The sequence below is a fragment of the Lysinibacillus fusiformis genome (assembly GCF_003049525.1).
Lineage (GTDB): Bacteria > Bacillota > Bacilli > Bacillales_A > Planococcaceae > Lysinibacillus > Lysinibacillus fusiformis.
Genome location: NZ_PYWL01000008.1, coordinates 104,215 through 121,864, shown reverse-complemented (window position 1 = coordinate 121,864; position 17,650 = coordinate 104,215). Strand labels below are relative to the sequence as shown.

The 17,650-nt window shown below is 40.1% G+C and carries 14 protein-coding genes; 10 read left to right on the top strand and 4 right to left on the bottom strand.

Features of this window, described 5'->3' with window-relative positions; genetic code table 11:
* Position 1: 1 nt before the first annotated feature.
* The 3 genes from C9J29_RS17265 to mscL all read right to left on the bottom strand — a co-directional run bounded on the left by C9J29_RS17265 (position 2) and on the right by mscL (position 3,014).
* Positions 2–1,162, bottom strand: a complete 1,161-nt coding sequence (locus C9J29_RS17265; protein ID WP_089986325.1) for an aminotransferase class I/II-fold pyridoxal phosphate-dependent enzyme — start codon at positions 1,160–1,162, stop codon at positions 2–4.
* A gap of 2 nt (positions 1,163–1,164) precedes the next feature.
* Positions 1,165–2,280, bottom strand: a complete 1,116-nt coding sequence (locus C9J29_RS17260; protein WP_107922511.1) for a methionine biosynthesis PLP-dependent protein — start codon at positions 2,278–2,280, stop codon at positions 1,165–1,167.
* 344 nt (positions 2,281–2,624) lie between these two features.
* Complete coding sequence (gene mscL / locus C9J29_RS17255) at positions 2,625–3,014, bottom strand: large conductance mechanosensitive channel protein MscL (RefSeq protein ID WP_008180473.1); 390 nt, start codon at positions 3,012–3,014, stop codon at positions 2,625–2,627.
* A gap of 193 nt (positions 3,015–3,207) precedes the next feature.
* Here mscL and C9J29_RS17250 point away from each other — a divergent pair, with 193 nt between their 5' ends.
* Positions 3,208–3,906, top strand: coding sequence for a lytic transglycosylase domain-containing protein (locus C9J29_RS17250; RefSeq protein ID WP_008180475.1), 699 nt, complete (start codon positions 3,208–3,210; stop codon positions 3,904–3,906).
* A gap of 35 nt (positions 3,907–3,941) precedes the next feature.
* Here the strand turns inward: C9J29_RS17250 and C9J29_RS17245 are convergent, their stop codons facing one another.
* A complete protein-coding gene (locus C9J29_RS17245) occupies positions 3,942–4,199 on the bottom strand; it encodes a GlsB/YeaQ/YmgE family stress response membrane protein (protein WP_107922510.1) in 258 nt (85 codons plus the stop codon).
* A 785-nt stretch (positions 4,200–4,984) separates the two neighbouring features.
* Here C9J29_RS17245 and C9J29_RS17240 point away from each other — a divergent pair.
* The 9 genes from C9J29_RS17240 to leuC all read left to right on the top strand — a co-directional run bounded on the left by C9J29_RS17240 (position 4,985) and on the right by leuC (position 17,633).
* Positions 4,985–6,160, top strand: coding sequence for an amino acid deaminase/aldolase (locus C9J29_RS17240; RefSeq protein ID WP_089986326.1), 1,176 nt, complete (start codon positions 4,985–4,987; stop codon positions 6,158–6,160).
* Positions 6,148–7,470, top strand: a complete 1,323-nt coding sequence (locus C9J29_RS17235; RefSeq protein ID WP_089986327.1) for a D-arabinono-1,4-lactone oxidase — start codon at positions 6,148–6,150, stop codon at positions 7,468–7,470. The genes C9J29_RS17240 and C9J29_RS17235 overlap by 13 nt, the downstream gene beginning before the upstream one ends.
* A gap of 369 nt (positions 7,471–7,839) precedes the next feature.
* Positions 7,840–9,510, top strand: a complete 1,671-nt coding sequence (gene ilvD / locus C9J29_RS17230) for a dihydroxy-acid dehydratase (protein ID WP_107922509.1) — start codon at positions 7,840–7,842, stop codon at positions 9,508–9,510.
* Between the two features lie 479 nt (positions 9,511–9,989).
* The gene (gene ilvB / locus C9J29_RS17225; protein ID WP_107922508.1) at positions 9,990–11,756 is read left to right on the top strand and encodes a biosynthetic-type acetolactate synthase large subunit; all 1,767 of its coding nucleotides are present in this window, start codon (positions 9,990–9,992) and stop codon (positions 11,754–11,756) included.
* Positions 11,753–12,268, top strand: coding sequence for an acetolactate synthase small subunit (gene ilvN / locus C9J29_RS17220; protein WP_025116198.1), 516 nt, complete (start codon positions 11,753–11,755; stop codon positions 12,266–12,268). Before ilvB ends, ilvN begins: the two co-directional genes overlap by 4 nt.
* 105 nt (positions 12,269–12,373) lie before the next feature.
* Positions 12,374–13,408: a ketol-acid reductoisomerase gene (gene ilvC, locus C9J29_RS17215; protein WP_008180491.1), complete on the top strand. Its 1,035-nt coding sequence runs from the start codon at positions 12,374–12,376 to the stop codon at positions 13,406–13,408.
* Entirely contained in the window at positions 13,395–14,930 is a 1,536-nt protein-coding gene (locus C9J29_RS17210; RefSeq protein WP_089986330.1) for a 2-isopropylmalate synthase, read from the top strand. The genes ilvC and C9J29_RS17210 overlap by 14 nt, the downstream gene beginning before the upstream one ends.
* A gap of 175 nt (positions 14,931–15,105) precedes the next feature.
* Positions 15,106–16,206, top strand: a complete 1,101-nt coding sequence (gene leuB, locus C9J29_RS17205; RefSeq protein ID WP_043990737.1) for a 3-isopropylmalate dehydrogenase — start codon at positions 15,106–15,108, stop codon at positions 16,204–16,206.
* Positions 16,207–16,223: 17 nt separating this feature from the next.
* On the top strand, positions 16,224–17,633 hold the full coding sequence (leuC, locus tag C9J29_RS17200; protein ID WP_008180497.1) for a 3-isopropylmalate dehydratase large subunit: 1,410 nt from the start codon (positions 16,224–16,226) through the stop codon (positions 17,631–17,633).
* Positions 17,634–17,650: the final 17 nt, after the last annotated feature.

Genomic DNA, 17,650 nt, shown 5'->3' with positions numbered 1-17,650 from the left:
ATTAAGCCTTTGCAGCGACCTCTAAAGCCTGTGCGAAATCGTCTATTAAATCATCTACATGCTCGAGTCCTACAGAAAAACGTAAAAGTCCGTCTGTGATCCCACGTTTGGCACGTTCCTCAGGCTCCATAGCGGCATGGCTCATCTTTGCCGGATAGGAAAGAATGGATTCCACACCACCAAGTGAGACAGCGAAAACTGGGATTTTCATTGCCTCGACTAATGCTTTTGCGGAAGCATAGCTTGGTAAGCGGAAAGATAAAACTGCTCCAGAGCTTGTACTTTGACGCTGATGGATGTCATGACCTGGATGTGAGGATAGTCCAGGGTAATAGACTTGTTCTACCAGTGTATGAGTTGCTAAAAACTCAGCAATTTTTTGAGCAGATTGTGTAGAACGGCTAAAACGGACATCTGTCGTTTTAATGTTTTGCAAGAGTGTAAATGAATCCTGTACACCCAAAATATTGCCAAATGAATTTTGGATAAAGTATAAGTCCTGTCCTAGCTTTTCATCAGCTGTGACTGTTAATCCTGCAATAATATCAGAATGCCCCGATAAAAACTTCGTCGCACTATGAATAACGACATCAACACCTAGTTCTAACGGACGTTGATGTAATGGCGTCATAAATGTATTATCCAAAAATGTGAGACATCGGTGTTGTTTCGCCAGCTCTACCACACCACGAATATCGGTAATGCCTAACGTTGGATTAGATGGTGTTTCCATATAAAGCAGTTTTGTAGCCGGCGTTATTGCAGCTTCCACGGCTGCTAAATCCGTGAAATCTACAAAAGTGTGGGAAATCCCAAAGCGTGGTAATACCTTTGTCACAAAACGATATGTTCCACCATAAACATCTTCAGTCATGACGATATGGTCGCCCTGTGATAACAGCATTAAGGCGGCTGAAACCGCAGCAATCCCTGAAGAAAAGGCATGGGCACGAACTCCACCTTCAAGCTCTGCTATCGCTTTTTCTAGAGCATCACGCGTAGGGTTACCGGAACGCGCATAATCATATTCGCCAAACTCATCTATACTCTCTTGGTGGAAAGTAGAGGAAAGGTACATAGGAACATTAACTGCCCCTTTTTTATTTGAGTAGCCATCACGAACACCCGCATGAATGAGGCTAGTTTCAATATGTTGCTTCATCATTATGCCTCTTTTCTTAGGATATCAAATACTTGTTGTAAGTCTGCAATTAAATCTTCTGCTTCCTCAATACCAACTGAGAAGCGTAGTAAACGATCACAAACGCCACGTTCAACTCGTTCTTCATAAGGCATATCTGCATGTGTTTGAGTAGCTGGATATGTAATAAAGCTTTCCACACCCCCAAGACTTTCAGCAAAAGTGATTAACTTTAAGTTACGAAGGAATGGGTCAATCCATTCTGGTTTTTGTAAACGAAATGACAGCATACCACCTTTTCCTGTATAAAGGACATCTGTAACTAGTGCCTCTTCCTCTAAGTAAGCAGCAATAGCTTTGGCATTGGCATCATGTTGCTTTAAGCGAAGGTGCATTGTTTTTAAGCCACGAATAAGTAACCAAGAATCCATAGCACCAAGCACCATGCCACTACCATTATGAATAAAGCCAATGCGTTCAGCTAATTCTGTGCCTTTAGCTACTACGATCCCAGCTAAGACATCATTATGTCCGCCAATATATTTTGTTGCGGAGTGAAGCACAATGTCTGCTCCCAAATCAATAGGACGTTGGAAGTATGGTGTATAGAATGTATTATCTACAATTAACAAAGCACCGTGTTTATGTGCAAGCTCAGCATACACTTGTAAATCAAATTCCTGCATAAGCGGATTCGTTGGTGTTTCGATGAATAATGCACGTGTATTTTCATTTATTAATGCTTCTACCTGCTCCACTGATTCGAATTTTGAATAAACAGGCTTAATATTATATGTCTCTTGGAAGAAGTTAAATAGTCTATATGTACCGCCGTATAAATCATCTGGCACCACTAATTCATCGCCTGGTTTAAATATAGATAATACTAATTGGATGGCAGCCATCCCAGAGCTACAGGCAAAGCCCATATCGCCACCCTCTAAATCAGCAAAGCCTGCTTCTAAAAGAGCACGGGTTGGATTTTTTGTACGTGTGTAGTCAAAGCCTGTAGATTCCCCGATCCCAGTATGTTTATAAGCCGTTGATAAATGAATAGGTGGACTAACCGCTCCCGTTGTTGGGTCACTTAAATTACCTAGTTGTACAAGTTTTGTTTCAATGCTTCTGTTTAATGTCATGACGTCACTCTTTTCTCCAATATTATGTAAAGCGGGACTATTCGCTTTTCATTTAATAGTAGTAATCTCAATAATTGTTACCAATTTAACATGGATATTCAAGAAGAACAAGGGTGATTTCAGAAAATTAGCTAGATTATTTTATGTTAATCACGTAGGAATAGTAGGTTATAAAGGGGGATGGATCATTTCTATGTCTGACAATGCGGCTTCCCTGGGAAGTAAGTTCATTAATCGTTGAGGGAGCAGTGTGGATTTGAAGAAAAGCCATTGGAAGTATTTTTCTGCTAATGAAAAAAAATCTGCCTCATTGAAATGAGACAGATTCGAAGTAGCGATAGATATTAGGCTTGTTCCTTTTTTAATAAATCGCGGATTTCTTTTAGAAGCTCTTCCTTGGCATCCAGCTCAGGAGTGGGTTCTTCCACGACTGCTTCTTCCTTTTTATTGGTAAGCTTCGTCATAATTCGTAAAGCCATAAAAATTGCAAACGCAATAATTAAAAAATCAATAATTGATTGTAAAAATACGCCTAATTTGATTTGGGCGTCACCTGAGCCGTAGACAAAGCTTGCTGTTAAATCAATACCACCTGTTAACACACCAACTAATGGCATAATGATATTTTCAACTAAGGAGGTTACAATTTTACCGAAAGCACCACCAATGACAACTGCTACTGCTAAATCGATAATATTGCCTTTCATCGCAAATTCTTTAAAGTCTTTCCACAAAATAAAATTCCTCCCTATTATGATCCATAAAATTAATCAATTTGTATTTTACTATATTTTTCCCAAGTCTTTCAACTGCTTTCGTAGTGGAAATGATGTCCTATGCTGCTAGGTTGTATGACTTAAAAAATTTCGCAACTTATTTCGGAAAATTTGGTAATATGGAAGTAGACTACTAGATTAGGTGTGACTTATGGCTAAAAAAAAGAATAACAAACCGATGTTATCACCCGCGACAAAATTGGGTATGATAGCATTATTGATTCCAATTGCAATAACTGTATACGTCCTTACTTTTTTTGCTTGGAAGGAGCTTCAAACCTTACCGATTTTTGAAAAGCTTGCTCAGGAAAAGGCGATAGAAGAAATTCAGGAGCATTTTGATATAAGCATTCCTGAAAAATTTATTCCTGTATACATAGCGGCGGAGGAGAAGTATGGCGTACCTTGGACCTTACTTGCTGCACATCATCGCATTGAGACTCGTTTTTCGACAGTGAAAACGATGGTATCGTCAGCAGGTGCAGAGGGGCATATGCAATTTATGCCTTGCACATTTGTTGGCTGGAAGCATCCCACTTGCTCAGGTTTAGGGAAGGGCGATATATCCAAGACTGAACTAATGAGCCCGCAGACCATTGCGAAATACGGGGGATATGGAGTTGATGCAAATGGCGATGGGGTTGCTGATCCATATGACATAGAGGATGCAGTTTTTAGTGCAGCTAATTACTTGTCGAAATATGGTGCTGCACAAGGTGAAATTAAAAAGGCAGTTTTTCAATATAATCACAGTGAGGAATATGTGGAAGATGTGTTGTCTTACTATCAATTGTACAACGCTTATCACGATGAGTTAAAAGCAGCAGTTCTTTTACATCAAGAAAAATAAAGAGCCATCACATTGGATGGCTCTTCATCGCATATTTAAGTTGCTTTACGCATACCTTTGAGAATAAGGCTTACGATAAATATCAGCACGATAGCACCGATTAACGCAGGGAATACGTAGAAATCACTAACTCTCCAGCCCCAGTTCCCTAAAACCATACTACCGACCCAAGAACCGACAATCCCCGCAATAATATTTCCAATGATACCACCAGGTACATCCTTACCTAAAATTACGCCTGCTAACCATCCAAGAATCCCTCCGATGATTAAATACCAAATGAAACTAATCATATTTCTCATCTCCTTAAAGTTAAGATATAATGGCGATTACTTAGTTATACCCTGAATGAAGCAGATTAAACGTTGCCATCTTTTTTTGTAATAATTACATGATTTTATCCGGCTGTCTTTAACCTTGCAGCTCTTTCACCATGTCAATTGATCGTTAGCTGGAGTGACAGCCAAATCATCTGCATAAATTGTTGTGAAAATGCCTACATTACATATAACAGCTTTTATATGATACATACACCGATTATCGCTTACTTCTATAGTATGTTTGCGCATTCAAATCGTACCTAAAATACATTCATCTACTTTCGAAAGAAATGAATGAGCCTTTTCTAAAATTATTTGCAAAAACAGCCTATTCATTCGTAAAAATTTTTTTGATTCATCACCTCAATCGCCCATGCATAAATTTATTTAGCACATTGCTAATAGGTAGTCTTTTTAAATGGGTAATTTTCCATTATTTGAATAGTTTGAAAAATGAACTAAAAAAGAATATAATGTGAAAAAGGAGCGTGTTATATATGAATATGGCTGTAATGAAACGATTAAATCGTCAAGGTTTACTAATTGCGGGCTTGCATTTGTTAGTTTTATTAAATCTAGCAGCGGATTTCCTCTACGCATCGTAACCAATTTAATAGAAAGGTGAATGAAATGTTTGTCCCATTTTAAAAACAACCGTGTAGGCATTGTTAGTTAACTGCTCACGGTTGTTTTTATTTTGATTAAAGGAATTATTCTATTACATGTCTAATACTTAGTACTTAAAAGGGAGGGATTAAATGACAACAAGATGGGATCAACCGTTTGGTCATTTGGAACGGCCATTTGCGTGGTTGGATTTTGATGCACTTGATAAAAATATTCAAATTGTACAGGGTGCATGTGGGGGAAAACCAATTCGTCTAGCAACAAAATCGATTCGTTCAGTTGAGGTGCTTCGCTATATTCAACATCAGCTTGTGAATGTAGTAGGGTTTATGACTTTTACAGCAGCAGAGACAATTTTTTTACTACAGCAGCAGTTTGATGATGTATTACTGGGCTATCCAGTGATGGAAGAGACGGCTATACGTCAATTATTACACTTTGTTCAAGAGGGGAAAACCGTTACGTTTATGGTTGATCGACAGGAACATATCCAACTATTAGCGAAGTTAGGGAATGAAATGGGTGTGCGTGTCCCAATTTGCATCGATATTAATGTATCAAATGATTTCAAATTATTGTACTTTGGTACGAAACGTTCATCATTATATTCCCTTGAGACGTTAACTCCATTTTTGCAAGCCATAAAAAATAATCCTTCTATTGAAGTAGTAGGGGCCATGGGCTATGAGGCGCAAATCGCTGGTGTTGGTAATCGTCCAGCGAATGTATTAAAGGGTAGAGTAATAGAAGCCATGCAAGCACAGGCGAAAAAGCAGGTCACTCAATTTCGCCGATTAGCTATCGCTCATATTAAAGCCTATTTTCCAAATTTACGTTTTGTTAATGGAGGAGGCTCAGGTAGTATGACTTACACAACTCAGCAGAAAGAAGTGACTGAAATTACGGTTGGTTCTGCGTTTTATGCCCCTGCTCTGTTCGATCAATTTACCCATTTGCAGCTTGAAAAAGCAGCCGGATTCGCCTTACGTGTCACGAGACAGCCTGAAAAAAATATCGTTGTTTGTCATGGAGGGGGATATACAGCTTCTGGTGCGATCGGTAGTGATCGGTTACCTGTATTCTATGAACCTACCAATTTTGCATATCTTAGCTTAGAAGGGGCAGGAGAGGTGCAAACGCCGATTAAGGTCAAAGGGAAAAACATTGAAATTGGCGATACCATTTATTTTCGACATGCCAAGGCTGGGGAGCTTTGTGAACGATTCCAATTATTACATGGTGTTCGAGGGGACAAGTATGTAGGATCTTATACAACATACAGGGGGGATGGACAATGTTTTCTATAGAAAAATGGAAGAATGGAGAAAAATGGACTAACTGGGCTGGGAATGTTATTTCCTATCCAAGTGAAATGTATTTACCGCATTCCATTGAAGAAGTTTCAATGATTGTTAAACATGCACGCGAATCTGCAAAGACGATTCGTGTTACAGGTGCAGCACACTCGTTTAGCGCTGTGGCAATGCCGGAGCATATAGCTATTTCCTTACATAATATGCGCGGGTTAATCGCTGTGAATGAGGAAAAGCAGGAGGCTACATTATGGGCTGGAACCTATTTATATGAAATTGGACCAATGCTAGCAAAGCATGGATTTGCATTAATTAATATGGGAGATATTCAGGAGCAAACTATTGCAGGTGCCGTATCAACGGGGACTCATGGCACAGGTGTTACACTTGGTTCCTTATCCTCAGCCGTGATGTCGTGGGGATTTGTAGATGGGACGGGAACTTATCAGGAGCATCGACGAGGATTGGATGATTTGTCTGAAGCACTTCATGTAGCGCTAGGAATGCTCGGTATTCTTGTTAAAGTAACGATTAAAGTCATGCCATTATATGGTCTGCATTATGTGGGGGCAAGAGATACTTTAGCTAATGGACTCACCGGGTTTGCGGAGGATATCCAACAACATCGTCATGTGGAATGGTTTTATTTCCCTGGTAGTGAGACAATTCAAGTAAAGCGAATGAATGTTGTGGCTCCTGTCTATCAAAGCGAATGGAATAAGAAAATAGAGAACCTCAAGTTACAAATTGTAGAAAATGGTGCTTTTTTTGCGATGTCTGAGCTGTGTAAGTGGAAACCAGCTTTAAGTGGTGCCATGAGTAAAATAGCAGCGGCTAATGTGGTGGAAAGTGAAAAAATAGGTATAAGCTATGAAATTTATCCTTCACCTCGTAGTGTGAAGTTCCAGGAAAGTGAATATGCCATCCCATTATCTCAATTTGAAGCTTGTCTAGAGGAAATTCATGCAACCTTTAAAAAGGGTGTTTTTAATGTTCATTTTCCATTAGAATGTCGAACAACTGCAGGGGAAGCAGGTTTTTTAAGCCCTACACAGGGGCGTGAATCAGCCTTTATCGCCTTCCATATGTATAAAGGAATGTCAGAGGAGCCCTATTTTAAATGGGTGCATACGTTAATGCAGAAATATGAAGGTCGTCCACATTGGGGCAAACAACATCATTTAACCGCTCAAAAGGTTTATGAATTATATCCTGAAATTGAAAAATTTTTAAACATTCGACACCAATATGATCCCGATCATGTGTTTTTTACAGGATATTTAAAAAAATTATTTCTATTGTAAGCGCTATCTCCTTTTCCGCCCTTTCCAACTCTTTGTTCATATTTAGAAAATTATTGTTCTATATTTTTGAAAAATTAAAATATGAACGAAATGTCAAAATTTTTATCAAAGCGAGATAAAACTGATGCTTAATCAGCATGTAAACGATTTCAATTTTGATAGATTTTTTTAATTGTTTAAACAATTCAAAAAATAGTGTTGACGAGACCTTTTTTTCGTACTATGATAACAACAATTTAACACGTTCGTTACAGCAATAGTACTCTAGAATGCTGTTATCTATAAACAAAAAATAAATAGACAGAAGATTTTGATTTTGTATATAGCAACGAACATAGTATGGAAAGCAATAAATGAGGGGCGTTTAAAATGAGAAGTGACATGATAAAAGTAGGCGTAGATCGAGCGCCACATCGAAGTCTTTTATATGCAACAGGCAAAGTAAAAGCAAAAGATTTAGGCAAGCCATTTATTGGGGTTTGTAACTCTTATATCGACATAATACCAGGTCACGTTCATTTACGTACGTTCGCTGATGTTGTAAAAGAAGCCATTATTGAAGCGGGTGGTATTCCATTCGAATTTAATACAATTGGGGTCGATGATGGTATTGCAATGGGGCATATTGGTATGCGCTATTCATTACCAAGTCGTGAAATTATAGCAGACTCAGCTGAGACGGTTATTAATGCACACTGGTTTGATGGCGTATTTTATATTCCAAACTGTGACAAAATTACACCAGGTATGCTTATGGCAGCAGTTCGTACCAACGTACCATCAATTTTTGTGTCTGGTGGTCCAATGGAGGCCGGTACATCTGCATCAGGCAAACAGCTTTCATTAACGTCTGTTTTTGAAGGTGTCGGTGCTCATAAATCTGGAAATATGTCTGCCGAAGAGCTATTAGATATTGAAAATAATGCTTGTCCGACTTGCGGTTCCTGCTCAGGGATGTTTACCGCAAACTCTATGAACTGTTTAATGGAAATGCTAGGTGTTGCTTTACCAGGTAATGGAACAATCGTAGCTACTTCTGAAGAGCGTCATAAGCTCATTAAAGAAGCGGCGAAACAATTAATTCGTATGGTAAAGGAAGATATTAAGCCACGCGATATTATTACAAAAGAGGCAATTGACGATGCTTTTGCATTAGATATGGCTATGGGTGGATCTACTAACACGGTTCTACATACATTAGCCATTGCCAATGAAGCGGAAATAGATTACAACATTGAGGATATTAATAAAGTTGCAGAACGAGTACCTTATTTAGCAAAAATCATGCCTGCTTCCGATATTTCAATGGATGATATTAATAAAGCTGGTGGCGTTAGTGCCATTATTAATGAATTGGTGTCTATTCCAGGTGCTATACATCCTAATCGTCCAACAGTGGCAGGAGTGACAATGGGTGAGTTAGTTAAAGATCATCACATTACGAATAATCAAGTCATTCGAACGAAAGAAAATCCATATAGTGCTGTAGGTGGTTTATCGGTGTTATTCGGTAACATCGCACCAGAAGGCTCCGTGATTAAAGTCGGCGCAGTAGATCCTTCCATCCAAGTATTCAAAGGTCAAGCCATCGTTTTTGATTCACAGGAGGCAGCACAAGAAAATATTGATAATGGAATAGTGAAAGAGGGCCATGTCGTCGTCATTCGCTATGAAGGTCCTAAAGGTGGCCCAGGAATGCCGGAAATGCTGGCACCAACATCTGCGATTCAAGGTCGTGGCCTTGGTACAAAGGTGGCTTTAATCACAGATGGTCGTTTCTCAGGGGCATCACGCGGTATTTCAATCGGACATATTTCACCAGAAGCTGCTGAGGGTGGTCCAATTGCTTTAGTAGAAGACGGAGATATGATTGAAATTGATCTACCAAATCGTACGATTAATTTACAAATTTCAGAGGAAGTTTTAGCTGAACGTCGAGCAAAATTACCAGTCTTTGAGCCTAAAATCAAACGAGGTTGGCTCGCAAGATACTCAAAATTAGTGACGAACGCTTCCACTGGTGGCGTTATGAAGATTTAAAACTAGATAAATGAAAACGTTGATGAGGTTAAAGGTTCTAGAGCCTTGTATCTACCAGAGAGCCGGTCGTGCTGGAAGCCGGCGATACAACTAGATCCGACATCCCCTCGGAGTGAGCTATTAAACGTGTTTACACCATTAGATAGCTTCGGGCATAGTCGAAAGTGCTCGTTATTAATGAATAAATGTTTTATGACACCCTATTGGATGCGGTATATTCCGCATGGGTGCACATAAATGCTGTCATTTATTCGCGAGGTAGCAATTATTTGCTATAAAAAAGGGTGGTACCATGGAAAGTCTTTTTCATCCCTACGTAAGGTAGTTCTTTGCGTGTGGAGAAAAAGGCTTTTTATTATTTTCATAATGGAATGAGCTAACTCTCCTTCTTCAGGAGAGCATAGACTAACCAGCTAGTGACACTTCATTAATCTACAACACTGATGTGTGAGTTTGAAAGAAATAAAGGAGGCATATTGATGAGTGCGAATGTTTCAATTAATGAAAAAGAACAATTAGCAACAACTGCAACAGTTGAGCAAACCTATCAAGCAAAGGACGGGGCCGATGTACTAGTGCAGGCATTGCACGATCAGGGCGTTGAAATCATCTTTGGCTATCCAGGTGGTGCTGTATTACCAATTTATGATGCGATGTATAAAAATCCAATCCGTCATATTTTAACAAGACATGAGCAGGGTGCTATCCATGCGGCGGAAGGCTATGCGCGTGTTTCAGGGAAAACAGGTGTTGTCATTGCTACAAGTGGCCCAGGCGCAACAAATCTTGTTACAGGGATAGCCGATGCCATGATTGATTCCATACCTTTAGTGGTATTCACTGGTCAGGTTGCTACTTCTGTTATTGGCACAGATGCTTTCCAAGAAGCTGATATTATGGGTATTACTACACCCATTACCAAGCATAATTATCAAGTACAAGATGTAAATGACATCCCACGTATTGTCAAAGAAGCTTTCCATATTGCCAGCACAGGTCGTAAGGGGCCAGTTGTCGTTGACTTTCCAAAGGACGTTTCACAAATGCTGTTTGATGTAGAAAATCCGCCTCAAGCACCGGATGAAATTTATTTACCAGGCTATCAACCAACCTATAAGCCTAACTACTTACAAATCCAAAAGGCGATACAAGCAATTTCTTTAGCAAAAAATCCAGTCATCTTAGCTGGTGCAGGTGTTCTTTTTGCAGACGCACGTGAAGAATTAACGACATTCGCTGAAAAATACCGTATCCCTGTAACGAATACTTTACTAGGCTTAGGCTCCATCCACGGTGAACATGAATTATTCCTAGGGATGGCCGGCATGCACGGTACGGCAACAGCGAACACAGCAATAACAAAGGCAGATTTATTACTTAATATTGGTGCTCGATTTGACGATCGCTTAACAGGTAATTTAGCTACATTTGCACCAAATGCGACTATTGTTCATATCGATATTGATCCTGCTGAAATTGGTAAAAACGTACCGACAGATATTCCGATTGTGGCAGATGCAAAAGAAGCATTGAAAGCGATACTGAAAAAGGATTTCGATGGTCCTGATACAACGGATTGGCTAGCCTATTTAAGAAATCACGCCAATGAATTTCCATTATGGTATTGCAAGAATGATCATGATCAGGAAATCTTACCACAAGAGGCATTGCGATTAGTTCATAAAATTACAGAGGGTGATGCCATTGTGACAACAGATGTTGGGCAGCATCAAATGTGGACAGCGCAATACTATCATTTAAATAACGATCATGCCTGGGTAACGTCTGGTGGACTTGGTACGATGGGCTTCGGCTTCCCAGCCGCAATTGGTGCCCGATTTGCGAAGCCAGACAAAAAAGTTATTTCGATTGTAGGAGATGCAGGGTTTCAAATGACTGCACAGGAGCTGTCCATTCTACAGGAATTTAACTTACCAGTAAAAATAGTGATTTTGAATAATAGCTGTTTAGGAATGGTTCGCCAATGGCAAGAAACATTCTATGAAGAGCGCTATTCATCCTCACTTATGCCAATCCAACCGGATTTTGTTAAATTGGCGGATGCGTATAGCATTAAAGGCTATCGCATTAACACAATTGATGAAGCGGAAGCTATTTTCCGAGAGGCATTACTTTCTGATGAGCCTGTGTTAATCGATTGTCGTGTGAAACAGCTTGAATGTGTATACCCAATGGTAGCACCAGGCAAAGGCCTACATGAAATGATTGGGGTGAAAAAGAATTGAAACGAGTAATTACCGTAACTGTGATTAACCAAAGTGGTGTGTTAAACCGATTAACAGGTTTACTTATGAAACGTCAGTTTAATATTGAATCCATTACAGTTGGTCATACAGAGCAACCGAATTTTTCAAAAATGACCTTTGTTGTCAATGTAGAGGATGAAGGCAAAATTGAACAACTGGTGAAGCAATTATCCAAACAAATTGATGTATTAAAGGTCAATGATATTACTGATAAATCAATTGTCCTGCGAGAACTAGCACTAGTAAAGGTTATTTCACCACCAAATTTACGCTTGGAAATGAATTCGATTGTCGAACCGTTCCGCGCTCAAATAATTGACACAGCTAAAAATGTAGTGACGTATCAAGTCGTAGGACACCCAGACAAAATAGATGCCTTTATTGAACTCATTCGACCATATGGCATTAAAGAACTTACACGGACAGGAGCAACTGCCTCAGTTCGTGAAACACAAAAGATCTCGAATCCGCAGCTCTCTATTTTAAAATAGTTTGCCTATAAAATTGATAGCTTTAGATGTGATAGATGTGAGTACTACCAAAATGTCATGCATCTAGAGCTGTGAAAATAAACCAAATTCTAGGAGGAAACAACAATGGCTACAATGTACTATGAACAAAATATTAACGAGGAAGTATTAAAAGGAAAGAAAATCGCTATTATCGGATACGGCTCACAAGGTCATGCACATGCATTAAACCTAAAAGAATCAGGCTTTGACGTAGTAGTAGGGGTTCGCCCAGGTGGATCTTTTGATGCTGCTAAAGCAGATGGTGTTGACGTAAAAACAGTGGCTGAAGCAGCACAAGAAGCAGATGTAATCCAAATTCTACTACCAGATGAGCGACAAAAAGCTGTGTATGAAGCAGAAATTGCTCCACATTTACAAGCAGGGAAAGCGCTAATGTTTGCACACGGCTTCAATATTCACTTTGGGCAAATTACACCACCAGCAGATGTAGACGTATTTTTAGTAGCGCCAAAAGGACCAGGGCATTTAGTTCGTCGTCAATTCCAAGAAGGTGCTGGTGTACCAGGTTTATTTGCTATCCACCAAGATGCAACGGGCCAAGCAAAAGATTTAGCACTTGCTTACGGTAAAGGCATTGGTGCCGCACGTGGTGGCCTTCTTGAAACAACATTTAAAGAAGAAACAGAGACAGATTTATTTGGCGAGCAAGCAGTACTTTGTGGTGGCGCAACGCAGCTAGTAAAAGCAGGATTTGAAACGTTAGTGGAAGCAGGCTACCAACCAGAATTAGCATACTTCGAAACACTACATGAGTTAAAGCTAATTGTTGATCTAATGTTTGAAGGTGGAATGGCAACAATGCGTTACTCCGTATCAGATACAGCTGAGTGGGGAGATTATGTGGCAGGACCACGCATCATCGATGAGTCTGTAAAAGCTCGTATGAAAGACGTGTTAACGGATATCCAAGATGGTACGTTTGCTCGCCGTTGGATTCAAGAAAATGAAAATGGTCGTCCTGAATATACAAAGTTCAAAGAGGCAGGTGCGAACCATCAAATCGAAGAAGTAGGCGCAAAACTACGTGAGATGATGCCATTCATCAACGAAGGTAAAGAAAAAGTGGTAAGAGAAGTGGCGACAAGTGCGAAAAATTGATATTTTCGATACTACGCTTCGCGATGGTGAACAATCTGCTGGTATCAATTTAAATACAGCAGAGAAAATAGAAATTGCTAAACAGTTAGAGCGCCTTGGTGTGACAATTATTGAAGCAGGGTTTCCTGCTTCGTCACCCGGTGACTTTGATGCAGTCCATCGCATTGCTGAAACAGTAAAAAATTCAGTCGTAACGGGCCTTGCTCGTTGTATCCAAAAGGATATTGATACGACATGGGAAGCTATTAAAGTAGCTCAACAACCACATATTCATATTTTTCTAGCTACTTCACCCATCCATATGGAATACAAGCTGAAAAAATCACCAGAACAAGTCATCGAGCAAGCGGTTGAAGCGGTTAAATATGCGAAAAAATACTTTCCCCTTGTACAATGGTCTGCTGAGGATGCATTCCGTTCAGATCGTGAATTTTTAGTACGAATTATGAATGAAGTGGTTGCCGCTGGGGCCACAACAATTAACGTCCCTGATACAGTTGGCTATGCCTCCCCTTACGAATATGGTGCATTATTTAAGTATTTGCTGGAAAACGTAAAAGGCGCTGATAAAGTCAAATTTTCTGCCCATTGTCATGACGACCTAGGAATGGCAACAGCCAACACATTGGCGGCAATTGAAAATGGTGCTGCACAAGTGGAGGGAACAATTAATGGCATTGGAGAGCGAGCAGGCAATGTAGCGTTAGAAGAAATTGCCGTAGCCCTTCATATACGTAAGGATTTTTATCAGGTAGAGACAGGGATACAGCTGCAAGAGATTAAACGTACGTCCCAATTAGTCAGTAAATTGACAAACGTCGTGATTCAGCCAAACAAAGCGATTGTTGGGAAAAATGCATTTGCACACGAATCTGGTATTCATCAGGATGGTGTGTTAAAAAATCCAGAAACTTATGAAATTATTTCACCTGCACTGATCGGTGAAGGTGAAATACCTTTAGTTCTTGGAAAACATTCTGGTCGAGCAGCCTTCCGTGATCGAGCTGAAACAATGGGCTTTGATCTATCAGATGAAAAGTTGAATAAGGCGTTTTTGAAATTCAAAAAATTGGCGGATCGTAAAAAGGAAATTACTGAGGAAGATTTACTGACTCTTCTTACGGAACAGCAAATTCAGTTAGAGGATGTGCCACTATTTGAATTGAAAATGGTTCAAGTGCAATATGGTACAGAAAATATTCCGACGGCCACAGCCATTGTGCTAACACCAGAGGGATTAGAGAAAACAGTAGTTGCCACTGGTTCTGGGTCAGTAGAAGCCATTTTTAACACGCTAGAGCAGCTAGTACCAAGTGCTGTTCATGTGATTGATTACCGTGTGACATCAGTGGGGAAAGGCCGTGATGCACTTGGTGAAGCTGTTATAAATATTCGTTATGATCATGTATCGACGACTGGCCGCAACTCCTCTCAGGATGTTTTGGAAGCATCGGCGAAAGCTTATTTAAATGCTATTAACCGTCATTTAATAAAAGAAAGTCTTCGTGCACATCCAGTTTAATTAATCGTCCAGTTTTACAAGTAGTGAAATGTGTGAGGTACCATTCACAAGTCGGATGCAATAATCATGGCGTATAAGGTTAATCAAGAAAATTGAATACGCTCATCACTCATATATTTGGTGAGCGTCTTTACAAAATTAGCGAATGCGCTATATAAAGAAGGGTGTTTTGATGATGGAGAAAAAAATTACAGTACTTCCTGGTGACGGAATTGGGCCAGAGGTTGTTGCTTCTGCTGTGCGTGTATTACAAGTGATTGGTAAAAGATTTAATCATACTTTCCATTTAGGGTATGGAACAATCGGGGGCGCTGCCATCGACCAACACAATAATCCACTACCAGATGAAACAATTGAGATGTGTGAGAATAGTGATGCGGTTCTACTAGGAGCTGTTGGAGGGCCAAAGTGGGATCAGAATCCACCTGAATTACGCCCTGAAAAGGGATTATTGCGAATTCGCAAACACTTTGATTTATTTGCTAATCTACGTCCTGTAAAGGCGTTCCCGAGTTTACTAGATGCTTCACCATTGAAGCGTGAAGTAGCTGAAAACGTTGATTTAATGATAGTTCGTGAACTAACAGGTGGCGTATACTTCGGGGAACCACGTATGCGTACTGAAAATGGCGCAATTGATACAACTGTTTACTCGAAAGCAGAAGTAGAGCGTATCGTTGAAAATGCCTTTGAGCTAGCACGTTTACGTGGAGGCAAGTTATGCTCTGTTGACAAGGCGAATGTTCTTGAAACAAGTCGTTTATGGCGAGAAGTCGTAGAAGCAAAGAAAAAAGAATATCCAGATGTTTTGGTGGAACATAACCTAGTAGATTCTGTAGCGATGAAACTGATTACAAATCCTGGACACTATGATGTAGTAGTTACAGAAAACATGTTCGGGGATATTTTAAGTGATGAAGCATCTGTTATTACGGGTTCTTTAGGTGTATTACCGTCGGCATCTATTCGTGGAGATAATTTTGGCCTATATGAGCCAGTACACGGGTCAGCACCTGAGATTGCAGGGCAAGGAGTGGCAAATCCTGCAGCAACCATTCTTTCTGTAGCGATGATGCTTCAATACTCGTTTGGCTTAAAGGAAGAAGCAGCAGAAATTGAACGTGCCGTAAGTGCGGTATTTGATGATGGTTATTTTACAGCAGATCTTGCCCGTGATGGCAGTAGAGTTTTATCAACAAATGAATGGACAGACAAGGTTATTAATGAAATTGATACTAGTTTTGTTTCACAAAGCATTATGACAACATATATCTAAAGAAATAGGTGAAGACAATGGGTAAAAATATAATTGAAAAGATTTGGGATAAACATGTTGTTTATCAGGAAGAGGGCAAACCGGACCTGTTATATATTGATCTTCATTTAATTCATGAAGTAACTTCTCCGCAAGCTTTTGAAGGACTTCGGATGACTGGACGTCAAGTACGTCGCCCAGATTTAAGCTTTGCAACAATGGATCATAATGTTCCAACAAAAAATTTACCAACCATCCATGATCCGATTGCACGTAACCAAATTGAAACTTTAGCCAAAAATGCTGAGGAGTTTGGTGTTGAGCTTGCAGGTATGGGCCATCCTGATCAAGGAATTGTCCATGTTATTGGACCAGAGCTAGGGCTTACACAGCCTGGCAAAACGATTGTCTGTGGTGACTCACATACATCCACACATGGTGCATTTGGAGCGATTGCCTTTGGTATTGGAACTTCTGAGGTAGAGCATGTATTATCGACGCAAACATTATGGCAAAATAAGCCAAAGACAATGGAAATTCGTGTTGAAGGGGAGCTATCAGTCGGAGTAGCCGCTAAAGATATTATTTTAGCGATTATTGCAAAATTCGGAATTGGAGTCGGCACAGGATATATTGTGGAATTTACTGGAGAAGCTATCCACAAACTGTCCATGGAAGAACGGATGACGATTTGTAATATGTCGATTGAAGCTGGTGCCAAGGCAGGGCTTATTTCCCCTGATCAAACAACGGTAGACTATATTCGTGGTCGTAAATATGCCCCACAAGGTGAACAATTTGAGGAAGCAGCTAACTATTGGTTAAGCCTAGCTTCTGATGAGGATGCTACTTACGATACAGTTCGTATTATTCATGCGGAAGAAATCGAGCCTATCATTACATGGGGAACCAATCCATCGATGGGTACAGGAGTTTCTGGCCACGTCCCAACACGAGCAGATTATAAAGATGAATCCGATAAGGCAGCACTTCAAAAAGCTCTTGATTATATGGGCTTAGAGGAAGGGCAACCATTAACGTCCATTGATATCCAGCATGTCTTTATTGGCTCCTGTACAAACTCGCGTATTAGTGATTTACGTGCAGCTGCTGATGTTATTAAAGGAAGAAAGGTACATGGCGATGTTACAGCAATCGTTGTTCCAGGCTCTCATACTACGAAAAAACAAGCAGAGGCAGAAGGTTTAGATAAAATCTTTATAGACGCCGGCTTCGAATGGCGAGAGTCAGGTTGCTCCATGTGTTTAGCGATGAATGATGATGTAGTCCCAGCTGGTGAACGCTGTGCCTCCACATCCAACCGCAACTTTGAAGGGCGTCAGGGAGCTGGTTCTCGTACACATTTAGTATCTCCACCAATGGCAGCTGCAGCCGCAATTGCAGGGCATTTTGTAGATGTACGTGAATTTGTAAAGGAAACTGTGTAAAGCTTGTTTTTACACGG

Bases quoted from the DNA above. Each gene is read 5' to 3' on its own strand.
- C9J29_RS17265 (WP_089986325.1), bottom strand. From the start codon at position 1,162: ATGAAGCAACATATTGAAACTAGCCTCATTCATGCGGGTGTTCGTGAT.
- C9J29_RS17260 (WP_107922511.1), bottom strand. From the start codon at position 2,280: ATGACATTAAACAGAAGCATTGAAACAAAACTTGTACAACTAGGTAAT.
- C9J29_RS17250 (WP_008180475.1), top strand. From the start codon at position 3,208: ATGGCTAAAAAAAAGAATAACAAACCGATGTTATCACCCGCGACAAAA.
- C9J29_RS17245 (WP_107922510.1), bottom strand. From the start codon at position 4,199: ATGATTAGTTTCATTTGGTATTTAATCATCGGAGGGATTCTTGGATGG.
- C9J29_RS17240 (WP_089986326.1), top strand. From the start codon at position 4,985: ATGACAACAAGATGGGATCAACCGTTTGGTCATTTGGAACGGCCATTT.
- C9J29_RS17235 (WP_089986327.1), top strand. From the start codon at position 6,148: ATGTTTTCTATAGAAAAATGGAAGAATGGAGAAAAATGGACTAACTGG.
- ilvD (WP_107922509.1), top strand. From the start codon at position 7,840: ATGAGAAGTGACATGATAAAAGTAGGCGTAGATCGAGCGCCACATCGA.
- ilvB (WP_107922508.1), top strand. From the start codon at position 9,990: ATGAGTGCGAATGTTTCAATTAATGAAAAAGAACAATTAGCAACAACT.
- ilvC (WP_008180491.1), top strand. From the start codon at position 12,374: ATGGCTACAATGTACTATGAACAAAATATTAACGAGGAAGTATTAAAA.
- leuB (WP_043990737.1), top strand. From the start codon at position 15,106: ATGGAGAAAAAAATTACAGTACTTCCTGGTGACGGAATTGGGCCAGAG.
- leuC (WP_008180497.1), top strand. From the start codon at position 16,224: ATGGGTAAAAATATAATTGAAAAGATTTGGGATAAACATGTTGTTTAT.